Annotated in this window: 20 protein-coding genes and 1 pseudogene; 7 read left to right on the forward strand and 14 right to left on the reverse strand. The window is 68.0% G+C overall.

The window, feature by feature from the left end; translation table 11 throughout:
• Nucleotides 1–16: 16 nt before the first annotated feature.
• The gene (locus A6A25_RS03865) at nt 17–661 is read left to right on the forward strand and encodes an SCP2 sterol-binding domain-containing protein (protein ID WP_073886253.1); all 645 of its coding nucleotides are present in this window, start codon (nt 17–19) and stop codon (nt 659–661) included.
• A gap of 7 nt (nt 662–668) precedes the next feature.
• Nucleotides 669–1,883: an acyl-CoA dehydrogenase family protein gene (locus A6A25_RS03870; RefSeq protein WP_073886254.1), complete on the forward strand. Its 1,215-nt coding sequence runs from the start codon at nt 669–671 to the stop codon at nt 1,881–1,883.
• A gap of 21 nt (nt 1,884–1,904) precedes the next feature.
• On the opposite strand, the gene A6A25_RS03875 is transcribed toward A6A25_RS03870, so the two are convergent.
• The 8 genes and pseudogenes from A6A25_RS03875 to A6A25_RS03915 all read right to left on the reverse strand — a co-directional run bounded on the left by A6A25_RS03875 (nt 1,905) and on the right by A6A25_RS03915 (nt 8,029).
• Entirely contained in the window at nt 1,905–2,531 is a 627-nt protein-coding gene (locus A6A25_RS03875) for a tyrosine-type recombinase/integrase (RefSeq protein ID WP_380733744.1), read from the reverse strand.
• Complete coding sequence (locus A6A25_RS46580; RefSeq protein WP_338013192.1) at nt 2,420–2,860, reverse strand: helix-turn-helix domain-containing protein; 441 nt, start codon at nt 2,858–2,860, stop codon at nt 2,420–2,422. The genes A6A25_RS03875 and A6A25_RS46580 overlap by 112 nt, the downstream gene beginning before the upstream one ends.
• A gap of 3 nt (nt 2,861–2,863) precedes the next feature.
• A pseudogene (locus tag A6A25_RS03885) lies at nt 2,864–4,444 on the reverse strand (replication initiator).
• Between the two features lie 23 nt (nt 4,445–4,467).
• The gene (locus A6A25_RS03890) at nt 4,468–5,937 is read right to left on the reverse strand and encodes an FtsK/SpoIIIE domain-containing protein (RefSeq protein ID WP_241828482.1); all 1,470 of its coding nucleotides are present in this window, start codon (nt 5,935–5,937) and stop codon (nt 4,468–4,470) included.
• A gap of 767 nt (nt 5,938–6,704) precedes the next feature.
• Nucleotides 6,705–6,827, reverse strand: coding sequence for a hypothetical protein (locus A6A25_RS46585; RefSeq protein ID WP_338013193.1), 123 nt, complete (start codon nt 6,825–6,827; stop codon nt 6,705–6,707).
• A 173-nt stretch (nt 6,828–7,000) separates the two neighbouring features.
• Nucleotides 7,001–7,297 carry an AMED_5909 family protein gene (locus A6A25_RS03905; protein WP_073886258.1) on the reverse strand — a complete coding sequence of 99 codons (297 nt, stop codon included), beginning with the start codon at nt 7,295–7,297 and terminating at the stop codon, nt 7,001–7,003.
• Nucleotides 7,294–7,569, reverse strand: a complete 276-nt coding sequence (locus A6A25_RS45160; protein WP_073886259.1) for a hypothetical protein — start codon at nt 7,567–7,569, stop codon at nt 7,294–7,296. The genes A6A25_RS03905 and A6A25_RS45160 overlap by 4 nt, the downstream gene beginning before the upstream one ends.
• A gap of 1 nt (nt 7,570) precedes the next feature.
• Nucleotides 7,571–8,029, reverse strand: coding sequence for a hypothetical protein (locus tag A6A25_RS03915; RefSeq protein ID WP_073886260.1), 459 nt, complete (start codon nt 8,027–8,029; stop codon nt 7,571–7,573).
• A 214-nt stretch (nt 8,030–8,243) separates the two neighbouring features.
• Between A6A25_RS03915 and A6A25_RS03920 the strand changes: the two genes are divergently transcribed.
• Together A6A25_RS03920 and A6A25_RS03925 are read left to right on the forward strand one after the other, a co-directional pair.
• Nucleotides 8,244–9,086, forward strand: a complete 843-nt coding sequence (locus tag A6A25_RS03920; protein ID WP_198932560.1) for a GntR family transcriptional regulator — start codon at nt 8,244–8,246, stop codon at nt 9,084–9,086.
• The gene (locus A6A25_RS03925; protein WP_083667863.1) at nt 9,083–9,793 is read left to right on the forward strand and encodes an HAD family hydrolase; all 711 of its coding nucleotides are present in this window, start codon (nt 9,083–9,085) and stop codon (nt 9,791–9,793) included. Before A6A25_RS03920 ends, A6A25_RS03925 begins: the two co-directional genes overlap by 4 nt.
• On the opposite strand, the gene A6A25_RS03930 is transcribed toward A6A25_RS03925, so the two are convergent.
• Nucleotides 9,774–11,162: a Fic family protein gene (locus A6A25_RS03930; protein ID WP_083667865.1), complete on the reverse strand. Its 1,389-nt coding sequence runs from the start codon at nt 11,160–11,162 to the stop codon at nt 9,774–9,776. The genes A6A25_RS03925 and A6A25_RS03930 overlap by 20 nt on opposite strands.
• 763 nt (nt 11,163–11,925) lie before the next feature.
• Between A6A25_RS03930 and A6A25_RS03935 the strand changes: the two genes are divergently transcribed.
• Nucleotides 11,926–12,294 (forward strand): VOC family protein, encoded by a 369-nt coding sequence (locus A6A25_RS03935; RefSeq protein ID WP_073886263.1) that lies wholly within the window; start codon nt 11,926–11,928, stop codon nt 12,292–12,294.
• A gap of 3 nt (nt 12,295–12,297) precedes the next feature.
• Here A6A25_RS03935 and A6A25_RS03940 read toward each other — a convergent pair whose 3' ends face one another.
• Entirely contained in the window at nt 12,298–13,206 is a 909-nt protein-coding gene (locus A6A25_RS03940) for a helix-turn-helix domain-containing protein (protein WP_073886264.1), read from the reverse strand.
• 113 nt (nt 13,207–13,319) lie between these two features.
• Here A6A25_RS03940 and A6A25_RS03945 point away from each other — a divergent pair, with 113 nt between their 5' ends.
• Nucleotides 13,320–14,714, forward strand: a complete 1,395-nt coding sequence (locus tag A6A25_RS03945; protein ID WP_073886265.1) for a pentapeptide repeat-containing protein — start codon at nt 13,320–13,322, stop codon at nt 14,712–14,714.
• Here the strand turns inward: A6A25_RS03945 and A6A25_RS03950 are convergent.
• The 3 genes from A6A25_RS03950 to pdhA are packed head-to-tail and all read right to left on the reverse strand — an operon-like array spanning nt 14,708 to nt 18,310.
• Nucleotides 14,708–16,078 carry a dihydrolipoamide acetyltransferase family protein gene (locus tag A6A25_RS03950; protein WP_073886266.1) on the reverse strand — a complete coding sequence of 457 codons (1,371 nt, stop codon included), beginning with the start codon at nt 16,076–16,078 and terminating at the stop codon, nt 14,708–14,710. The two genes, A6A25_RS03945 and A6A25_RS03950, sit on opposite strands and share 7 nt — an antisense overlap.
• 10 nt (nt 16,079–16,088) lie before the next feature.
• Complete coding sequence (locus A6A25_RS03955; protein WP_073886267.1) at nt 16,089–17,117, reverse strand: alpha-ketoacid dehydrogenase subunit beta; 1,029 nt, start codon at nt 17,115–17,117, stop codon at nt 16,089–16,091.
• Nucleotides 17,117–18,310, reverse strand: coding sequence for a pyruvate dehydrogenase (acetyl-transferring) E1 component subunit alpha (gene pdhA / locus A6A25_RS03960; RefSeq protein WP_073886268.1), 1,194 nt, complete (start codon nt 18,308–18,310; stop codon nt 17,117–17,119). Before pdhA ends, A6A25_RS03955 begins: the two co-directional genes overlap by 1 nt.
• 439 nt (nt 18,311–18,749) lie before the next feature.
• Between pdhA and A6A25_RS03965 the strand changes: the two genes are divergently transcribed.
• Complete coding sequence (locus A6A25_RS03965) at nt 18,750–20,162, forward strand: M20/M25/M40 family metallo-hydrolase (protein ID WP_073886269.1); 1,413 nt, start codon at nt 18,750–18,752, stop codon at nt 20,160–20,162.
• A gap of 47 nt (nt 20,163–20,209) precedes the next feature.
• Here the strand turns inward: A6A25_RS03965 and A6A25_RS03970 are convergent, their stop codons facing one another.
• A complete protein-coding gene (locus A6A25_RS03970; protein ID WP_073886270.1) occupies nt 20,210–21,097 on the reverse strand; it encodes a hypothetical protein in 888 nt (295 codons plus the stop codon).
• Between the last annotated feature and the right edge of the window lie 62 nt (nt 21,098–21,159).

The following is a 21,159-nucleotide window of genomic DNA, read 5'->3' on the forward strand; positions in this document are numbered from 1 at the left end:
AGCGGAGGTGCCACACATGACCATCGACCTCACCACCGAGGCGATCGCGAAGCTCAGCCCGCAGGAGCTGATCTCAACGCTCAGGCAGGTCGACCCGGCCGACCCGGCGCTCAAGGACGTCGACATCGACGTCATCGCCCGCGGCATCGACCCGAAGAAGCTCGGCCGCGACGAGTTCGCCGACCTGCTGGACGCGCTGGGCGCGCTGGCCGACGGCGGCGCCGACCTCGACCTGGCCAAGATGGACCCGCAGAACTTCGCGCGGATCATCTCGCGCGCGTCCAAAGACCAGATCGAGGCCGTCACGTCGCGGCCCGGCCTGCGCGAACGCGTGCTGGACGAGGTGTTCCGGCGCATGGAGGTGCACTTCCGCAGCGAACGCGCGGGCGCCACGCGTGCCGTCGTGCACTTCCGGCTCACCGGCGGGTTCGACGGCGACGACGTGTACGAGGCGATCATCGAGAACGCGTCGTGCACGATCAACAAGAGCGAGACCCGTGACCCCAGGGCCGTCGTGACGTTGGGACCGGTGGAGTTCCTGAAGCTCGCGACCGGCAACGCGTCGGCACCGGTGCTGTTCATGACCGGCAAGCTGAAGGTCAAGGGCGACCTGGGCTTCGCGGCCGGGTTCATGAGCTTGTTCAACATTCCGAAGGCGTGAGGGGACCATGGGCGGTTTTTCGCTGGAGCTCAACGAGGACCAGGTCGACCTGCGCGAGTGGGTGCACGGCTTCGCGAAGGACGTGATCCGGCCCGCGGCGGCGGAGTGGGACGAGCGCGAGGAGACGCCGTGGCCGGTGATCCAGGAGGCGGCGAAGATCGGCCTGTACGGGTTCGAGTCGCTGGCCACCTGGTTCGCCGACCCCATCGGGCTGTCGCTGCCGATCGCCACCGAGGAGCTGTTCTGGGGTGACGCCGGGATCGCGTTGGCGTTGATGGGCACCGGTCTGGCCGCGGCGGGCATCTTCGCGTCCGGCGAGCCCGAGCAGCTGGCCGAGTGGGTGCCCGAGTGCTTCGGCACGGAGGACGAGCCGAAGCTGGCGGCGTTCTGCGCGTCCGAGCCGCAGGCCGGGTCGGACGTGGCCGGGTACCGCACGCGGGCGGTGTACGACGAGGCCAAGGACGAGTGGGTGCTCAACGGGCAGAAGGCGTGGGCGACCAACGGCGGCATCGCAAACGTCCACGTCGTGACCGCGGTCGTGGACAGCTCTCTGGGCGCCCGCGGCCAGGCCGGTTTCGTCGTGCCGCCGGAGACGCCCGGGCTGTCGTCGCCGGGGAAGATCCGCAAGCACGGGATGCGGGCGTCGCACACGGCGGACGTGTTCCTCGACGACGTGCGCGTGCCCGGCCGGTGCCTGCTGGGCGGCAAGGAGCGGTTGGACGCCAGGCTGGCCCGCGCCCGGGAGGGTCAGAAGGCCGGCGGGCAGGCGGCGATGGCGACGTTCGAGACGACCCGCCCGACCGTCGGCGCCATGGCCGTGGGTGTCGCGCGTGCGGCTTACGAGTACGCGCTGGAGTACGCCAAGGACCGCGAGGCATTCGGCCGCAAGATCATCGAGAACCAGTCCATCGCGTTCGACCTGGCCAACATGAAGATGGAGATCGACGCCGCCCGCCTGCTCGTCTGGCGTGCCGCCTGGATGGGCCGCAACAACGTCCCCTTCACCGCCGGTGAGGGCTCGATGTCGAAGCTCAAGGCGGGCGAGGTCTCGGTGTGGGCGACGGAACGCGCGATCCACATCCTGGGCGGCGCGGGGTACACGCGCGAGCACCCGGTCGAACGGATGCACCGTGACGCCAAGATCTTCACCATCTTCGAGGGGACGTCGGAGATCCAGCGGTTGGTCGTGGCCAGGGCCATTTCGGGCATGTACATCAAGTGAGTTGATCTCCCCAGGCCGTCGTCAGGCCGTCTGGGAGGTGGACGGGGTCTTCGGGACGCGGAAGACCCCGTCCACTGCTTTCCGGGCACGTTCGTGACTGGATGGCATCAGGTGCGTGTAGGTGCGGAGCGTGAAGCCGGGGTCGGCATGGCCGAGGTACTCCGCCAACTCCTTGATGGACACGCCCTGGGCCAGGAGCACGGATGCGTACAGGTGCCGCATGGCGTGCATCCCGTCCTGTCGCTTGGCGTAGGTCAGCCCGGCCTGCTTGAACGCGGGCACCCAGACGACCTTGTTGAACAGGTCTCCGTTCCACGGCTTGCCGTCGTCGCGGACCATGAGCAGGTCGACCGTCACCGGGTCACCGTTGGGCCGGTCCCAAGGCAGCGTCACCGAGGTTGGCGGGAACATATCCAGGTAGGCGTCAACGGCCGCCAGGACGCCTCTCGACAGGGGCACCTGGCGCGTCTTGTTCCGCTTGGGCAGCGAGAACACCAACGCGCGATTGATCATCCTGACCTGTCGCTGAACGTTGATCACCATGGCGTCCCGGTCAATGTCGTCCGGCGAGAACGCCAGGATCTCGCCCTGCCGCAGACCACAGCCAGCGCCGAGCGGAGCCGTGATCTTGAATCGCGGGTCCAACACCATCTGAAGCTTGTGGACCCGCGATTCCGCCCACGGCACGACCTTGCGTGACGACCGCTGAGGCCGCTTGATGCTGTTGACCTTGCAGGGGTTCCGGTGGATGCGCCTGTCGTCCACGGCCGAGTTTCGAGGTCCAGGCCCTCGAACCACTCGCGGACCTTGGCCGGATCCCACCGCAGGTGTTTTCCGACCTTCCCAGCCGGAGGCCCGTAGTTCTTGCTGCGCCAGCCACGAATGGTGTGCACCGGCACGCCGAGGAAGGCTGAGAGATCGTCAACGCTCCACAGCCGGTCGAACTCGTTCGCGCTCATTGCCGTCCCCCTCCCCATGTCTCAGGCCGCTTGTGGAACTGCCGAAAGATCGGGCGGTGCACCGCTGGCCGCCAGCAAGGCCCGGTCGTACTCGGCCTTCCACGTGACCCGTTGGGCGATGGCGTGCATGAGCAGGTGCGCGCGTGGTGGCACGTTGGGGTCACCGGGCCGGACCTTGTGCCAGACGAGCTGGGACGTGTCGGGTTCCGGCTTCTCGATGCCCACGGCCTTCAGTGCCTCGATGACGAACCGCTTTCGGTCGGCCCGGTGATCGGCCAGCGTCTTGCCCGACCACTTCCGCGACACCAGCACCCGCCGACCCGGCAGGCCGAGCGTGGTCCGCCGATGTGCCCGCCCCTTGCAGTGGCCCGGAGTGGTCCGGGAGCCGACGCCGCGTGGTTGGACGCCGTAAAGGAGCCAGACCGCGCAGCGGTCGGAGCAGGGCGTCACGGCCAGCTCATCTGCCAAGCGGTCAGCGTGCCTGCGCTGCCGGTCGGCGGACTGCTCGACCACTTCACCGATGGACTTGGTGAGGTACTTGGTCAGGTAGCCGATGTGGCGTCCGGCCTCTTCCGAGCCGCCGAGGATGCCCTTGGAGTGGACCTGGCGGCCGAAGGTCACCACATGCGCCGGTTCCTCCACGGCCTCGATCGCATCCGCCCAGGCCGTCAGCGGCTGCCGGGTGTCCGGGTCGACGAACGCTTCCGCCCGTGCGTCCCAGACCGGCAGGTGGTCGCCGCCGTAGAGCCGTTCGTCGTGGTTGGGCCACCACACCTAGTGGTAGGTGGCCGCCGTAACGAGCCGGATGGTCTCGTGCGGGATCGAACCGCGGACTGCCGCATGAAGGTGCGGCGCCGCTCGCTTCTGCGGCTCGACCGTGGCGAAGTACTGCACGTCCCATCCGACGACCCGCCGCAGGTTCTGCCACCACCGATCCACCAACGACGCGAAGTGCACCGCGTCCCGAGCCGCCCGCCGGTAGTCGTAGGTGTCCGGGTCGACCGGTGTGCCGTCATCGCGCACGCGCCCGTAGCTGTCCAGGGTGAGCGTGACGAACATCGAGGGCCGGAATCCTCCCGCGTACTCCCGGCCCACCGTGCGCTTCTCGACCCTCCGCCGAGGCAGGTTCGGTGCATCCTGTCGGCGCTTGGTCGACCGCTTCACCGGCCGCTTGGCGGGTGCGTCGGGTGAGGGGAAGCGGCCCCGGACGCCGAGTTGCCGAAGTTCCGCGCCGACGCTGTGGATCTCCTCCCGCAGTTCGTCAGCGTCACCGGCCGCCCCGACCTCAACCGCCTCCCGGTACGCCTTGACCAGGTCGGCCCAGAACGTCAGCAGCTCCTTCTGGTCCTTGGTTGGTGGGTCGGGGGTGAAGTCGGGTTCGTCGGCCATGTGCCAGCCCTCACGGCACTGGGCCATCCGCAACGCCTTGGCCTTCTTCGCGCACGGCGCACAGACGCTCTCGACCGTCGCCCCGCACGGCACCGCGACGTAGCGGACTTCGTAAGTGGTCCGGTCCTCAACTTCCATCGTGAACGGCCGCACGCACACGCCGTGCTGCTCGGCCGCAGCCTTGGCCACGTCTAGCGCCATCGGCTGACGCATCCGCTCAGCTCGCGTACCAGTCGTCACGCCGCCACCCCCTCGGCACCGTCCGGCTTGGTCGGGAACGGCCGCACCTCGGCAGGCCGGAAGTAGTCGCGCAGCGTCGCCAAGTCAGCGTCGGTGACGTGGAAGGCCCGAGCCCGATCCGGCTCCCGCTGGCCGTCCTGCTTGACCCAGGCGACACCGGGCGTGTTCTCGCTGATCTCGTGAGCCGCCGCCCCGCGCTGGCGGACACCATCACCAAGCACCATGTCCACCTGCTGTGGCTCATCGAGCCGCAGGGCAACACGGGTGCTGAACAGGTGCCGGAAGGAGACGACCTCCTTGCGCGGGTCCTGGACCAGGCCGACGAGCACGTATCCCGGAGCACGTCCCTGGGAGGCGATCGTCTGCACAGCTCGTGCCGCACGCTCCCGGAGCTGCTTGTCCGTCTGGTAGGCGATCACGTCGGCCAGCTCGTCCACGATGAGCACGGTCAACGGCTCACCGGTGTCCCGAGCCCACAGCCGCCGGATGCCCCGGTATCGCGCCGCCCGTTCCTTCACCTCAGCGGAGATCTCCTCCAGCAGCTCGACCGCGTCCGCGCCGCTGCCGAACACCAAGCGGTCGAAGGCGTCGGGCACCTGGCCCAGCTCCATGCCGCCCTTCGGGTCGATCCCGACCAGGCGCACGAGGCCCGCCCGAATCGCCGGCGCGAGCTGCCACACGATCGACCACAACACCGAGCCTTTACCGGCACCGGGCACGCCGACCACGAGGAGCTGAGACCCGAGCAGTCGCAGCCGCCACGGCTTGCCCGTCTCCGTCCGCCCGACGACCACCCGCTTGAAGTCGACGTCGGCCGAGCCTTCCAACGCAGGCACGGACACCGGCCGCACGAGCGGGTCAGCGTGCACGAAGTCCAGTTCCAGCAGCCGAGGCCGCAGCACCCTCACCCGGCACGAGCGAGCGCCGAACGAGTGCGCCAGGTTGTCCCGCCGCAGCTCCCACGCCTCAGGCGACTGGGCCGGGATCATCCGCACCCGAACGCGGTCCCGCCACCCCTCCGACCGGACCCGCCTCAGCTTGGGCCGGTACTCACGGCCACGGTCACGCTTGGCCAGGTCCGACAGCCGCATCACCGACCGCCACTTCGGGACGTACACCGTCGCCCGCCGCCACTCGGTCACCAGCCGGTACCAGCCGTGCCGCAGGAACGACCCACGATCCAGACCGGCCCAGAGCACCAGGGCAGCGACCAGCGACAACAGCGCCAGCACCAACGGTGACAACCCGTACCGCCACCAGCACCAGGCCGTCGACGCGGGAACCAGCGTGACGACCGGGTAGCGCACGACAACAAGCACCAGGCGCACGACGCCGACCAACACCAACCACACCAGCGCCACCAAGGCCGCGATCCACTTGGCCTTGCCCGGTACCAACACCCACCACGGCACCCGAGGCCGCACACCCTCGAACGGAGCCGGGTCGACCCACTTACCGCCGTTCACCGCGCACCGCCCACAGCGAGGGTGAAGATCAGCGGCAACCATCCCAGGCAGGCACAGCAGTCGAGCTGGTTCGGGGCGTAGACACCGAACCGCTTGCACGACTGGCAGCGCCGACCGTTGGGCAACTTCCACAGACCGGTGGGGCGTCGACTTGACGTACGTCCCCCACGTACCGATACCCTTGACATGACTGGAATCCCTTGTGTGTCAACAAAAACGCATGGCAAAGCCAGTCAGGTGAGTCGCAGGGAGACAGCCGAGCCCGCCAAGACCTGGACCGTCTCCCCGCGACCGCACCCACCAGCCGCAGACTGTTCAGTTGTCATCAAGGCGTGCGCCATCACCACGCGACCGCATCGGTCACGCGTTCCCGAACAGCGCTACAGCGCCCTACAGACGAGGCGTAGGCGACTCAGCCTTGGCTGGCCGACGCCTCAGACGAGCGTCCGAACGAAAGTCGCTCCACGCCTGCGCCCCGACCGGTGTCAGCCGGTACAGGTACGGCCCCGGGAAGGATGAGACAGCGCCCGGCATCCGAGCCGCGTGACCGGCCGCGACCACATCCCGCACAACCATGCGGACGGTGTGCACGTTCAGACCCGACGCGGCCGACAGATCCCTGACCGACCAGATCCGTAGCCGCTGCTCGACCCATGCGGCCATCACCTCGGCCAGAGCGCCCGCCGAGTAGCCGACGTTCGCCGCAGTACGCGCGACACCCGCCGGGAGGTGCGCTCCCATCACCACCCGGTCAGGCCGCTCCCCACTCATGACGTCGGCCAATTCGACTCGACCTCGAACAGGTCCTCGAACCGCACCTCGATCGGCGCGAACGCTGCCAGCGCACCGGCGATGAACGCGGCACCAGGCCGCAGTTCACCCGTCAGCACACGAGAGATGGTCGAACGGTTGACGCCCATCGCGGGTGCCAATGCGTAGTCAGAGGTCAGCGCCGACCGCCGCGCCGCTCGCTGGAACTCCGCCACCCGCAGCCGCACCGTGTACTGACTGCCTCGCCCACTGGGCGCAGGAGCACCCATCACCTTGGGCTTGGGACCCGCCGTCACTTGCCACTCCCGTCATGCCCCGAGGCACCAGGAGCCAGCGCCTTCGCAATCTCCTCGCCCTTCTCTCGCTCGCGCTGGGCCCAGTACAACGCCTCGTGATGGTGCCCACGATCGATCTCCGCGACGCGCCCGTACACCTCGGCCGACCGCAGGTAGAAGTCACTCCACAGCTTTCGATCCGCCGCCGGCGCGGGCATCACCTTCACCAGTGCGTCATGCGCACCCTGCAACGTCGTGACAGCCCGCGCCCTGCGCCACAGCTCGTCTTGCGAAACGCGCTGGTCCTTGCTCATGTCCCGTCCTCGTCCGGGTTGACACGGGCACGCTCGATCCGCGCCCGACGATCGAACTCCTCGGCAGCGACGGCACAGGCATGACGAGCCCACAAGGGCACGCCCAGATCAGCGGCCAGGATCCGCCACGCCCACGCCACCGCCGCGTAGCTGTCAGCCAGCCGAAGCACCGATAACCGACCGTCCGAACTGGACGCCGCGAACAGAGCTTCGGTCTGCTCCGCGTACGCGAGGTTCCAACGGGCGACCGCCTCACGAGACGGCCGCGCCACCTCAAGCCGCCTTCTGCTCGCCCTGGGGCTTCTCCGCACGCCTCGGAGCAGCGCCCACCTGCGGTGACACGATGCCCGTGGCCCGGATGGTGAACCCCTGGTACTTGTACCGGTCCCCCATCACGCGCGGCTCGACCGTCAGGCCCTCGAACGCCACCGGCCGCACCTCGACACCGGGCATCACCTGCACGGCCTGCGGCGGCACCGGCTGCACGTCCGCCAGGATCGTCACCGTCACCGACGCGTCCCGCTCCTTCTCGGCGGACGGATCCGTGACCACGACCTTCCACTGCCGCTTACCGGTGCGCTCGTCCACACGCTGCTTGGCCTGCCGACCGCGCCCCTTGTCCTCCGCGCTCATGTACTCCATGTCCGGCGCGACCTCACCGACCATCAACGCCCCTTGAGGGAAGACCTGGTCGAACGACGCCTCGAACCGAGTCCCGTACGGAACCGCCACCAGCCACCTCCGTCACCTTGCCAGCCTGCCTATGCGGGCTAGCCATGTCACGAGAGTAAGACAGCTTGGCTAGACAAGTCAAGTAAGTCGCGGAGGTCAGCTGATCGAGCTAGCTCTCTAGGCGGTCTAGCCAAGTGCGAACAGACACTGCGAACATGTGCGAACAGACGCTTTGCGCCCCGCTTTGCGCTGGCGGGCCACGAGACGAGGAACCATGGCACTAGACCCAGACGATCCGCGACCGCCATACGTGCAGGTGGCCAACGCCTTGCGAGCTGCCATCCTGACCAAGGTCTTCAAGGCAGGCGACAAGCTGCCGTCACGCGCCGAGCTGGCGAAGAAGTACGACGTCGCACCGATGACCGTGCAGAGCGCCCTACGCGAGCTGCGCGACGAGGGCTTGATCGTCTCCCGACAGGGCAGCGGCGTGTTCGTCCGAGAGCGCACCGAGCGCCCGGTAGGCCTGCGCCCACACATCGAGCAGGCGTTCACGTCCGACCGCATGACGATCGACTTCGCCGGGTTCTCCGGCGAAACCCTCCACGGCATCCTTCAAGAGCCGCTGGACAAGATCCGCATCGGCCGACTCACGCCCGAGACGATCCACGTCCGCATCCTGGTTCCAGACCCAACCGTCCCGTGGTCGGTGCCGTGCACCGTCGAGGACCGATCCGACAGCCCGGCCTTCCGCGAACGCGCCGCCGAGATCATGCGCCGCCACACCCTAGCCATCGTGGACAATGTGACCGAGCTGGGCGAACTCGGCCTGGTCAAGGACGCCACCGCAGAAGTCCGCGTCCACCCAGCGGCACCACTCTTCAAGCTCTATCTGATCAATAACAACGAAGCCTTCTTCGGCTTCTACCCCGTCCGTGAGCATGTTCTGTCACTGGGCGGAGAACCTCAGGCCATCTACGACCTGATGGGCAAGGACGCCATCCTCTTCCACCACAGCACCACCGACGACGACACCAGCACCGGCAGCCAATACGTCGACCAAGCCCGCACCTGGTTCGACAGCCTGTGGAACACCGTCGCCACGGAGTACAAACGGTGACCGCCGACGAAGTGCCCGTAGACGACCCTGACGTTCTAGGCCACATCCTTGCGAATACCGACGTTCTACTACTCGATTTCGACGGCCCTATCTGCTCAATATTCGCAGGTCTTCCCGCCCGCCGGGTAGCCACCCGACTCCGCGAAGTATTGATGAACGGTGGACATGCCGACTTGCCGCCCGACGTCGCGAATACCGAAGACCCTTTCGACGTCTTCCGCTATGCCGCCACGCTCGGCGAACATGAAGCCCTCTATTTGGAGGCCGCACTAAGAGCAAATGAGATTGAAGCAGTTGCTACCGCCGAACCGACAAGAGGTGCGGAAGATCTTATCGTTGGATGGGCAGCGACTGGTCGAAAGCTTTGCGTCGTGAGCAACAACTCGGACGCTGCAATAACGACCTATCTCCAGCGACAAGATTGGATTCCGCTTTTTGAGACCGTGTCTGCGCGAAGCAGCTCACGAGCAAGTCAACTCAAACCCGCACCTGAACTCGTTATACAAGCAATCGTCGCAACAAGCACCCCACCCGGTAGATGCACACTTGTCGGCGATTCTATTGCAGACGTACAGGCCGCCCATGCCGCCGGAGTTAGGTCAATAGCATTTGCCAACAAAGTACGTAAGGTTGACGTTTTCCGAAAAGCACGTCCGGAAATTATCGTGACCACCTTACCAACAGCGGTTAGCTCTGCTCTCGAATGACGGCCATACCGCGCCTGATGCGCTCAGCAATTTCATTGGCAGCAGCGTCTACGACCTTCTCTTTAATCCAACCATCTGAGTCGATGAAAACACGCGGACGCTGGCCAGGGAATAGGCAGATTTCGCCCAGACCGTAGGCCTCGACATCCGTAGCACGCCGATACGGCTTCAAACTGTGAGCACGGTTTCTGACAGACAGGAACATGGATGGGTAGCGAACGTGTGCGTCCACGGCTTCGTTCATGCCATCACTTGAATAACCCAACCATATCAACATCTCCACCCCGTCAGATTTTAGAACAAACAACCAGGTTGCGCCGGAGGCATCCTTTCTAGAAAGCAAGCCGAACGACTCACTGTCAATACGGGAAACGTCGGTAACAAAGATGCCACGGAGACGAAGCTCTCCAAACAATCGGTCAGTGAAGTCGTTGAAGCTCTTTTGCCAGAGAGCAAAAACACCCGAGCTTTCTCGCGCGATCTCTTCGTTAACCAACTTTCTAATGAATCCAGGCCGGTCGATCTCTCGAGCGAATCTCCTCATCACGTCGAGGAAGATGCCCGCAAGCGGCATTATGTCACCAGCAGCGTCGCTATTCTCAAGTGCATCTAGATACTGAGCACGCTGCGAGTTATGCCTAATAATGATGGGCGGAAGATAGTCCCGCGTCAGGATAATGTTGGCAAGTATTCGAGCGAGACGCCCATTACCATCCTCGAAAGGATGGATATGAGTTAGCCAGGCATGCGCGATCGCCGCACGCAATGTCGCCGGAACTTCGTCAGCTGTCGCCAGCCAGCTAACATATTGATGCATGGCCCTGGGGGTGTCGATCGGAAGGAGTGGCTCATGAGCCGTATCACCACTAATCTTAACATGCCACTTTTTGTACTGGCCAGCATGATGCTCGCCTGTAGTAATAAGGCTGTGAATAGACCGAATGTCCATCTCGGTGAGCGCTTGACCGGACTTAAGATCCTTCAGCACGGTTTCTGCTAGAATTTTTGCGCCATGCATGCCCAGAACCGCCGCAAGATGCTCATCCTCACGAATGCTGGCAGCGAACATCTCGTCGTGCAGTACGTCTACCGCATTACCGATTCGCATCGCATCCGGAGAACGCAAGATAGTTGCCGTCCGCAGCATGGTTGGACCGAGACCTTCAATTGCGTTGCTCTCATAAATTTCGCGGGTTCGCTGCCCGAATTCAACCTCTCCCAGCACTCTTAGGTCGATCAGTCTTTGTGCCGATTTCTTTACACGATCACGCACCACCGCTTCCTTGGCGCGGAGCTGGGCAAGCTGTTCCGCGACATCCGTATCGTCGGGCAAAGAGTACGGGCATCCAGCAAGAAAATCATCTGCCATCAATGGAACTCCTGCATGACGATACGTTTTCCCAGCTTGTCGTTCTAGCGCCTACAACGTTACTCGTTAGGCAGGGGTCGCTGCCGAACTTGGCTCTATGGGATCAAGGCGCGCCGCCTGCGGCGGCGCGCGGTACGGGCGACGCACGTTGGCACCGACTCCCCGCATCCCGGCACGCCGGGCTCCCGCTTCGCTCCGCCCGTCGGCCGTGCGCGGAGTCGGTGCACGTGGTCGGGTGGCGGCGCGCGCCAGCGGCGACGGACGCCAGGATGAGAGCTGCGAGCGGCACCAGTCGGGACGATCGCGCGGTCCTGCGGCTTGGTCGGGCTGGGCACGGCGATCGACGCCCGCCGACGCTCCGCGCCAGCGGCCAACGAGGGGTGTCCGGACATAGCGGAGGGCACCACCTCGGCACGTTAGTCGTCGCGGTTGGCGACGGTGTGCCGTGGTGGTGCCCTCGGTTCGTTGATCAACCCCCAGGCCGTCTCCAGGCCGTGAGAGGTCGAGAAAGGTTGGTCAACGATGACGAACGTTGACCAGGTATGCGCAGGTCAGACCACCATTCCAGGTGATGTGTGCAGGTCAGGACCACCCCTGCGGAAAATCTTCACCATCTTCGAGGGGACGTCTGAGATCCAGCGGTTGGTCGTGGCCAGGGCCATTTCCGGGCTCTACATCAAGTAGGTGACGTCCCGGGTTCGCCCGGGCCGGGGCGGGGTCTTCAGGACGCGGGAGACCCCGTCCGCTGGTTTAGGGTCGCGGCATGGTCGGGGTGTTGCAGTGCGTCGTCCTGGATTGTCCGGAGCCCGGCGTGTTGGCCCGGTTCTACCAGGGGATTCTCGGTGGTGAGGTCGATCGGCCCGATCGGCGGTGGACGGTGGATGACGACTGGGCGACGATGCACACCGAGACGATCGTGCTGGCGTTCCAGCGGGTCGCCGAGTACGTGGCGCCTGGGTGGCCCGATCCGCGCAAGCCGCAGCAGTTCCACCTGGACATCGGGGTGGCGGACCTCGGCGTGGCCAAGGCCGAGGTCCTTCGGCTCGGTGGGACGTTGTTGGACGATTCCCACGACGTCTGGTGGGTGTTCGCCGATCCCGCCGGGCACCCGTTCTGCCTGGTGCGGGAGTGAGCGTCAGCGGCCCGCTTCGACCAGCCACGCCCGTTCGGCCGTGGTGTCCGGGACCTGGGTCTCCCAGCCGTTGACCTTCGCGATCAGCTGCCAGAGGCGCTCGGCCCTCGGGTCGCCGAACTCCTCCATGCGACGGGAGAGTTCGGGGCCCACGCCGGGCACGTCCAGCGCCGACGCCCACTTCTCGTTGATCCTGGCGACGATCACCGCCGCCTCGGGCGAACGCGGGTCGACGCCCGCGTCCAGCGCCTCACGCGCCTGCCCGAACGCGTACTGGAACGCCTCCATCTGCGCGGGCGAGCTCGGCGACATGTCGGCGCCTTCCGCCCGCATCTCCTGGTGGCGCTGCGACATCCGGCGGATCGACGCCCGGAAGTCCGGGTCGCGCACCAGGTTCGCCAGCTCGATCCACGCCTCCAACTGCTCCGGCGACGGGTCGTCCGGCAGCTCGATCCGGACGGACCTCATGTGCTGCTCGAAGTTCGGGTCCAGGTCGAACCCGCCGAACACGTCGTCGAAGAAGTCGTCCAGGATCGCCTGCCGCTCCTCCTCCGACAGCCGCGCCAACTCGTGCACCATCTCCACCTCCCCGTTTCGCGCCACGACCCGCAGCACGGCCCGGCGCAACCGGAGCGTGCGCATCTGCGCGTCGATGGCTTCCGCGTGCGTCCGCGCCACCTCGGCGACGGACACCTCCCGTGCCAGCACCCGTTGCGCCGTGGGCAGGTCCACGCCCAGGTCGCGCAGGGTCCGCACGAGCTTGAGCCGCGCCAGCCCGTCGACGTCGTAGGTGCGGAACCCGCCCGCGGTGCGCCCCGCAACGGGGATCACACCGGAATCGGAGTAGAACCGGATCGTCCGCGTGGACAGCCCGGTCATCCGCGCCAGTTCGCCGATCGAGTAGTGCGTCACGGGGACCACCTTGAACTTTCCAGCCACTGGAACTTCAACTCGATTAACGCACGGCCGGGCAAGTAGGCCGAACCACGACCGCCGCGCCGACCGATCCGGCACGATGACTGCTCGTGCCGCCCGCCGTCACCCTGTACCTGCCTGCCGCGGCGGCGTTCGCCACCCTCCTGCTGGCCTGGTGGGCGGTGAAGCGCCGACCGAGGATCAGGCTCAGCTTCCGCCGACGGCACGCGGACGGGCACCAGGGCCCGGTGTGGCGCTCGGTGGTCACGTGGTTCGCGGTCGCACTGCTGGTCGGTGGCGCGGCGGGCGCGGGGCTGCTGTGGCTGCTCGGCTGGCCGAAGCTGCCGCGGGGCGTCGCCTTCAGCACCACCGAGGCCCTCGACGTGCTCAAGATCGGCTTGGCGGTGGTCGCCGGCTTCGGCGGTGTCGTCGCGCTCGCGGTCAACTACCGCAGGCAGCGGGTCACCGAGGCGGCGCACGTGCTGACGCTCAACCAGGAGGAGCGCGAGCGCACCAAGCTGTTCAACGAGCGCTTCGCCGGCACGACCGCCCAGCTCGGCCACGACCAGGCCGCGGTCCGGATCGCGGGTGTGTACGCCCTGGCGGGCCTGGCCGACGACTGGGCCGCGCAGCGGCAGACCTGCGTGGACGTCCTGTGCGCGTACCTGCGGCTGCCCCGCGAGAGCGACGAGGGGGAGAAGGAGGTCATCGCCACGATCTTCCGGGTGCTGCGCGCCCACCTCGGCACCCCGCACCGCGCCGGCCCCTGGTCGGGCCTGGACTTCGACTTCACCGGGGTCGCGTTCCACGACGCGGACTTCAGCGAGATCACCTTCGAGGGCAAGGTGGTGTTCGACGGCGCGGTGTTCAGCGGCCCGCACACGTCCTTCGAGCGGACCGTCTTCCGCGCCACCACGCTGAGCTGCCACGGCACCACGTTCGAGTCCGACCAGGTCAGCTTCCGGGACGCCTTGCTCGACCACGCGACGGTGGAGTTCGTCGGCGCCGAGTTCACCGGCACCTCGGTCGACTTCACCGCGAGCCAGATCCGGGGCCGGACGATCTACTTCTACCGCGCGGTGTTCACCGGTTCGCGGATCAGCTTCCGCACCAGCGAGGTGGTCGGCACGACGATCCGCTTCGACCGGTGCGACGTGAGCGACACCGAACTGGACTTCTCCGACCTCTACCCCGAGATGGCGGAGAAGCGGTCGTTCGGCGTCCTCGTGGTGGAGGGTTCTTCGTTGCGCCGGGTGACGGTCGACCTGCGCGGCATCGCGTTCGAGGAGACCGACATCTGGTTCCTGGACAGCACCTTCCAGGAAGTGGTGGTGCCGGTCGACACGCGGTTCGACGAGCAGCGGTTGAAGGTCCGCCGGGTGGCGCTGGTGGACACGGTCCTGCCCGCCGACCGCTCCGGCGGTACCCGTTCCGGTGACGCGGAAGGGCCGACGCCCGAGGTGGACGCCGGCCCTTCCGGTTCAGCGGAACGGGTGGATCAGTAGGTCATCGCCACGCCCGGGTCGGCCAGGAGGGCGCCGACGTCGGCCAGGAACCGCGAGCCCTGCTGGCCGTCGACCACGCGGTGGTCGAAGCTGAGGGCCAGTTGGCACACCTTGCGCGGCACGACTTGGCCGTCGACCACCCACGGCATGTCGCGGATCGCGCCCAGGGCCAGGATCGCCGACTCGCCCGGGTTGATGATCGGGGTGCCAGTGTCGACGCCGAACACGCCGACGTTGGTGATGGTGATCGTGCCGCCCATCATGTCCGCGGGCGTCGTCTTGCCCTCACGGGCGGTCGTGGCCAGGTCGTCCAGGGCCACGGCCAGCTCGCGCAACGACATCCGGTCGGCGTCGCGGACCTTCGGGACCACCAGGCCGCGCGGCGTCGCGGCGGCGATGCCCAGGTGCACGTAGTCCTTGTAGACGATCTCCTGCGCCGCCTCGTCCCACGTCGCGTTGACGTCGGGCGTGCGGCGGACGGCCAGGGTGACCGCCTTGGCGGCGAACGCCAGCGGCGTGAGCTTGACGTCGCGGAACTCCGGCACGGACTTCAGCCGCGCCCGCAGCTCCATCATCGGCGTCACGTCCACCGTCAGGAACTCCGTGACGTGCGGCGCGGTGAAGGCGCTGTCCACCATCGCCTGCGCGGTCGCCTTGCGCACGCCCTTGATCGGCACCCGCCGTTCGCGCGTGCCGTGGTCGACCGCGGCCGGTGCGGTGGGTGCCGGCACGGCCTGCTCGACGTCCTCCCGCGTGATCACGCCACCCGGGCCGGAACCCGTCAACGCGTACAGGTCGACGCCCAGGTCCTTGGCCAGCTTGCGCACCGGCGGCTTGGCCAGCGGCACGTAGCCGCCCCGCGGCGCCACCGGTTCCGCGACCACCCGAGCGGGCGCGGGAGCAGGTGCGGGAGCAGGTGCGGGAGCGACAGGAGCCGCGGGAGCGGCGGCGACGGGAGCCGGGGCGTCCTTGCGCGGACGGCGCTTGGCGGCGCCCGAGCGCGGGCCGTAGCCGACCAGCGTGGCGATCCGGCCGCCCGGCATCTCCTCGCCGATCTTGCCGTTCGACCCCGCCGAAGCCGAAGCCGAAGCGGGCGTGGGAGCGGGAGCCGAGCCGGTCGGGTCCACGTCGATCGTGATGATCGGGACGCCGACCTCGACCGTCTGGCCCACCTCGACCAGCAACTCGGTCACCACGCCGTCCCACGGGCACGGCAGCTCGACGGCGGCCTTGGCGGTCTCGATCTCGACGAAGACCTGGTTGACCTTCACCTCGTCACCCGGCTTGACGTGCCAGGTGAGGATCTCGGCCTCGGTCAACCCCTCTGCCGTGTCGGGCAGGGGGAACTGCTTGTACTGCGGCACGACTATCCCCTTACCAGGCCAGCGAGCGGTCGACGGCGTGCAGCACCCGGTCGAGGTCGGGGAGGAACTCCTCCTCCAACTTCGACGGCGGGTACGGGGTGTCGAAACCGGTCACCCGCAGCACCGGCGCCTGCAGGGAGTAGAAGCACTCCTGCTGCACCTTGGCCGCGATCTCGCTGGAGATGGAGGACTCGCTGGGCGCCTCGGTCACCACGACCAGCCTGCCGGTGCGCCGCACCGACTCGTACACGGGCGCGAGGTCGAGCGGGGACAGCGTGCGCAGGTCGATGACCTCCAGCGAACGCCCCTCCTCCTCGGCCGCCGCGGCGGCGTCCAACGACGTGCGCACCATCGGCCCGTACGTCACCAACGTGACGTCGGAACCCGTGCGCAGCGTGCGCGAGGAGAACAGCGGCCCTGGGGCGGCGGTCGTGTCGACCTCGCCCTTCTCGTAGTAGCGCCGCTTGGGCTCGAAGAACAGCACCGGGTCGTCGCAGTCGATCGCCTGCTGGATCATCCAGTAGGCGTCGGCCGGGTTCGAGCACGAGACGACCTTGAGGCCGGCGGTGTGCGCGAAGTACGACTCGGGCGACTCGGAGTGGTGCTCGACCGCGCCGATGCCGCCGCCGAACGGCACCCGGATCACCATGGGCACCTTGAGCCTGCCCTGGGTGCGGAAGTGCAGCTTGGCGACCTGCGAGACGATCTGGTCGAAGCCGGGGAAGATGAAGCCGTCGAACTGGATCTCGCACACCGGCCGGTAGCCGCGGATCGCGAGGCCGACGGCGGTGCCGATGATGCCGGACTCGGCCAGCGGGGTGTCGAGCACGCGCTGCTCGCCGAAGTCCTTCTGCAGGCCGTCGGTGATCCGGAAGACACCGCCGAGCTTGCCGACGTCCTCACCCATCACGATGACCTTGGGGTTGGCCTCCATCGACGCGCGCAGGCCGTTGTTCAACGCCTTGGCGATGGTCAGCGTCTGCACCGCGGGTGCGCCTGTGCTGTCAGCCGTGGGGCGGTCCATGGTCGGAGCGGCCATCAGTGCTCACCTCCCGCGAACCCGGCGTGGTAGGCCAGGAACTCGTCGCGTTGCGCCTCCAGGACGGGGTTGCCCTCGGCGTAGACCTCGCTGAAGATGCGCCCGGCCGGTGGGTCGGGCAGGTTGACGCAGTAGTCGCGCAGCTCGACCGCGATCCGGTCGGCCTCGGCCTCGATCGAGTCGAAGAACTCCTGGTCGGCCCACTGCTGCTTGACCAGGTGCACCTTGACCCGCTCGATCGGGTCCTTGAGCTTCCACAGCTCCAGCTCGTCGGACAGCCGGTAGCGCGACGGGTCGTCGGAGGTGGTGTGCGCGTCCATCCGGTAGGTGAACGCCTCGATCAGGATCGGGCCGTTGCCCTGGCGGCACTCCTCCAGCGCCCAGCGGGTGACCGCGAGGGTGGCCAGCACGTCGTTGCCGTCGACCCGGATGCCGGGGAAGCCGTAGCCGCGCGCCCGCTGGTAGAGCGGCAGGCGGGACTGGCGCTCGGTCGGCTCGGAGATCGCCCACTGGTTGTTCTGGCAGAAGAACACCAGCGGCGCGTCGTAGACCGCGGCCCAGACGAAGCCCTCGTGCACGTCACCCTGGCTGGTCGCGCCGTCGCCGAAGAAGCAGATGGTGGCCTCGCCGTCGGCGTCGCCGACCTTGCCGTCGAACTTCTGCCCCATGGCGTACCCGGTGGCGTTGAGCACCTGGTTGCCGATGACGATCGTGTACGGGTGGAAGCGGTGCTCGACCGGGTCCCACGTGCCGTTGTCGGTGCCGCGGAAGATGCCGAGCAGGTCGGTCGGCTTCACCCCGCGCGTCCACGCGATGCCGTGCTCGCGGTAGCTGGGGAACGCCATGTCCTCCGGCCGCAGCGCCCGGCCCGCGCCGATCTGCGCGGCCTCCTGGCCGAGCAGCGGCACCCAGATGCCGAGCTCGCCCTTGCGCTGCAGCGCGTTGGCCTCGCGGTCGACCCGGCGGACCAGGACCATGTCGCGGTACAGCCCGCGCAGCTCCTCGGCCGTGATGTCGATGTCGAAGTCCGGGTGCTGGACGCGCTCGCCCTCGGGGGTGAGCAGCTGCACCAGGTCGGCGCCGCCCTCGTCTGTCGCTCGCAAGCCTGCGATCACCTGTTCCGCTGTCGGTTTGGCAGCAGTGGCCGGCGCGGCATCCGGCCCTGGGTGCGTCCATTTCTCGGGGGACGACATGCGCCTTGTCTCCTCGTCTACGAGGCCGCCCGGTCGCTTGTGGCGGCCCAGCGCGGCTGCACCGCCAGTCGCCGTCGTCCCGGGGTGTGGGGGTCCGGCAACCGTCGGCGCTGACGGTGTTCTCATCCACATCCTGACATGGCGTCACCCGGGATGGTGAGCCCCGTCCCAGTTCGTAACCTCATGTGCAGCGTTCTGACGTGCGGTAACGGTTGGACGGCCAATCTTCGGCAGTCCGAGTAGCGCGTTCGGTGAGCGAACTCCCGTGTCCCGGTTACCGATCGTTAACCACCTTCCGTGGGGTTCCGGACACGCCCGGTCGACCGGAACCGCCCACGTCGGCACCCTCGCGTTGGATGGACTACCGACCTTCGGCCGGACCGACCATTTCCACCACGCGAAACCCCGACCGGCCGGTTCGCCGTGACAGGATCGGGGCGTGGACCGTTCAGCGCTGACCCGTACCGTTCGCGGGCTCTGGGACGACGACATCCTCCCGAGCCTGTCCGCCTTGGTCGCGGTACCCGCGATCTCCCCGATCTTCGACCCCGCGTGGGCCGAGCACGGCCACCTGGCCGCCGCGGTGGAACACGTGCGCGCCTGGCTCGCCGACCGCGACCTGCCGGGCACGACCGTCGAGGTCGTCCAGCTGCCCGACCGCACGCCCGTCCTGCTGGTCGACGTGCCCGGCACCGCACCGACGTCCGACACGGTGCTGATGTACGGCCACCTGGACAAGCAGCCGCCGGTCGGTGGCTGGGCCGAAGGGCTCGGGCCGTGGACGCCGGTCGTGCGCGACGGGCGGCTCTACGGGCGCGGTGCGGCGGACGACGGCTACTCCGGTTACGCGGCGATCGCCGCGATCGAGGGCGTCCGGCGCGCGGGCGGCACGCACTCGCGGTGCGTGGTGCTGCTGGAGACCGGTGAGGAGTCCGGCAGCCCGGACCTGCCCGCCTACGTCGACCACCTGAAGCCGCGGCTGGGCGACGTGTCCCTGGTCGTGTGCCTGGACTCGGGCGGCAACGACTACGACCGGATGTGGCTGACCACGTCGTTGCGCGGGTTGGCGCAGGTCACGGTAACCGTGCGGGTGCTGGAGAGCGGGCTGCACTCCGGGATGGCGAGCGGGATCGTGCCGTCGTCGTTCCGGATCGCCCGGCAGCTGCTCGACCGGCTGGAGGACTCCGCGACCGGCGAGGTGCTGGTGCGCGAGATGCACGTCGACATCCCGGAGCACCGGGTGGCGGAGGTGCGTGACGCGGTGGCCAGCGTGCCTGGCGTGCTGGTGGGCAGCGTGCCGTGGGCCGGTGGGACGCAACCGATGGCCACCGAGGAGGTGGAGCTGGCGCTCAATTCCGGGTGGCGGCCGACGCTGTCGGTGACCGGCGCGTCCGGGCTGCCCGAGCCGGACGACGCGGGCAACGTGCTGCGGCCGTTCACCACCCTGGTGCTGAGCTTCCGGCTGCCGCCGACGGCCGACTCGAAGGCGTCGATCGAGGCCGTGCAGCGGGCGTTGACGACCGACGTGCCGTACGGGGCTTCGGTGGAGCTGTCGCGCATCGAGTACGCGGACGGCTGGAACGCGCCGGAGCTCGCGCCGTGGCTGCGCGAGACGCTGGACCGGGTCGGCAAGGAGGTGTTCGACGCGCCGTGGCGGACGGTGGCGCTGGGCGGCTCGATCCCGTTCATGGGACTGCTGCACGAGGCGTACCCGCAGGCGCAGTTCCTGGTCACGGGCGCGGTCGGGCCGGACTCCAACTGCCACGTGCCCGACGAGTGGCTGCACCTGGCGCACGCGGCCCGGATCACCGAGGCCGTGGCCGTGGTGCTGGACGCGCACGCACGGCGTTGATGCGTTGAGGGGTGGGCCGGGTGGCACGCCGCCCGGCCCACCGCCGTTCAGCCCCGGCTGAGGCTGCCGCCGCCGAGGGCGAAGTCGCCGCCGCGTTCGTCGGTCCCGGTCATCACCGAGGCCTGGCGCGTGCCGTCGGTGGCCACCGTCCACGACCTGGTCGTGATCGCGGTGGTGGCGGACCGCGTGCAGGTCTGGATCGGCGGGTCGAGCTTGGCGGTGTTCCCCCTGGCCACCAGCGACCACGCGCAGCCGTCGCCAGTCCGGGCGGTCATGCGGTTGCCGCGGTCGAGCGTGATCGTCACCTGTCCCCGTTCGGGGGTCTGCTCGCGGGTCCGGGTGCCGTCCGGCGCGGTGCGCACCGTCGTCCGGGCGTTCACCCCCGCCGCCAGGTCGGCCGGGTCGTGGGTCCAGGTGCCGGCGAACTTCGCCGCGGCGGTCGGGTCGTGCTCCGCCGCCTTGGTGCGGGCTCCCTTCTCCAGCACGAACGCGTGGTCGCCGTCGGGGTGGTGGCTCGTCGCGCGGATGGTCTCGACCTCCCGCGCGCCCTCGACCGCGACGGTCCACCGGCTGATCGTGTAGGCGACCCGCGAGGTCGGGTTGTGGCAGAGCTGGGACGGCGGGTCCAGCTCCAGCGAGCCGCGGGTGACCGCGAACCGCCACGTGCACCCGACGTCGGTGCGGCCGACGATCCGGCCCGGACCGTCCGCGACGAACACGACGTCACCGATCTGGGGCACCCGGGAGCGTCCGGGCACGGTGCTCGTCGCGATGTTGGTCATCGTGCCGGGATCCGGCAGGTCGTAGTTCCACCGGCCCAGGTACTCGCCGGTGTGCCGGTACTGCTCGGCCTGGCCCGCCCGCGGCACGCCGACGACCACGAGGGCGAGGAGCAGCACGAAGGCGCCGAAGCGCCCGGGTTTGGGATAGTGCACCGGGTCCTCCGAGGTGAAGGCGTTATCTAGATTTTCTAGATATAAGACTGCCTAGGGAAGTG

It is taken from the genome of Saccharothrix sp. CB00851, assembly GCF_001905065.1.
Taxonomy (GTDB): Bacteria; Actinomycetota; Actinomycetes; order Mycobacteriales; family Pseudonocardiaceae; genus Actinosynnema.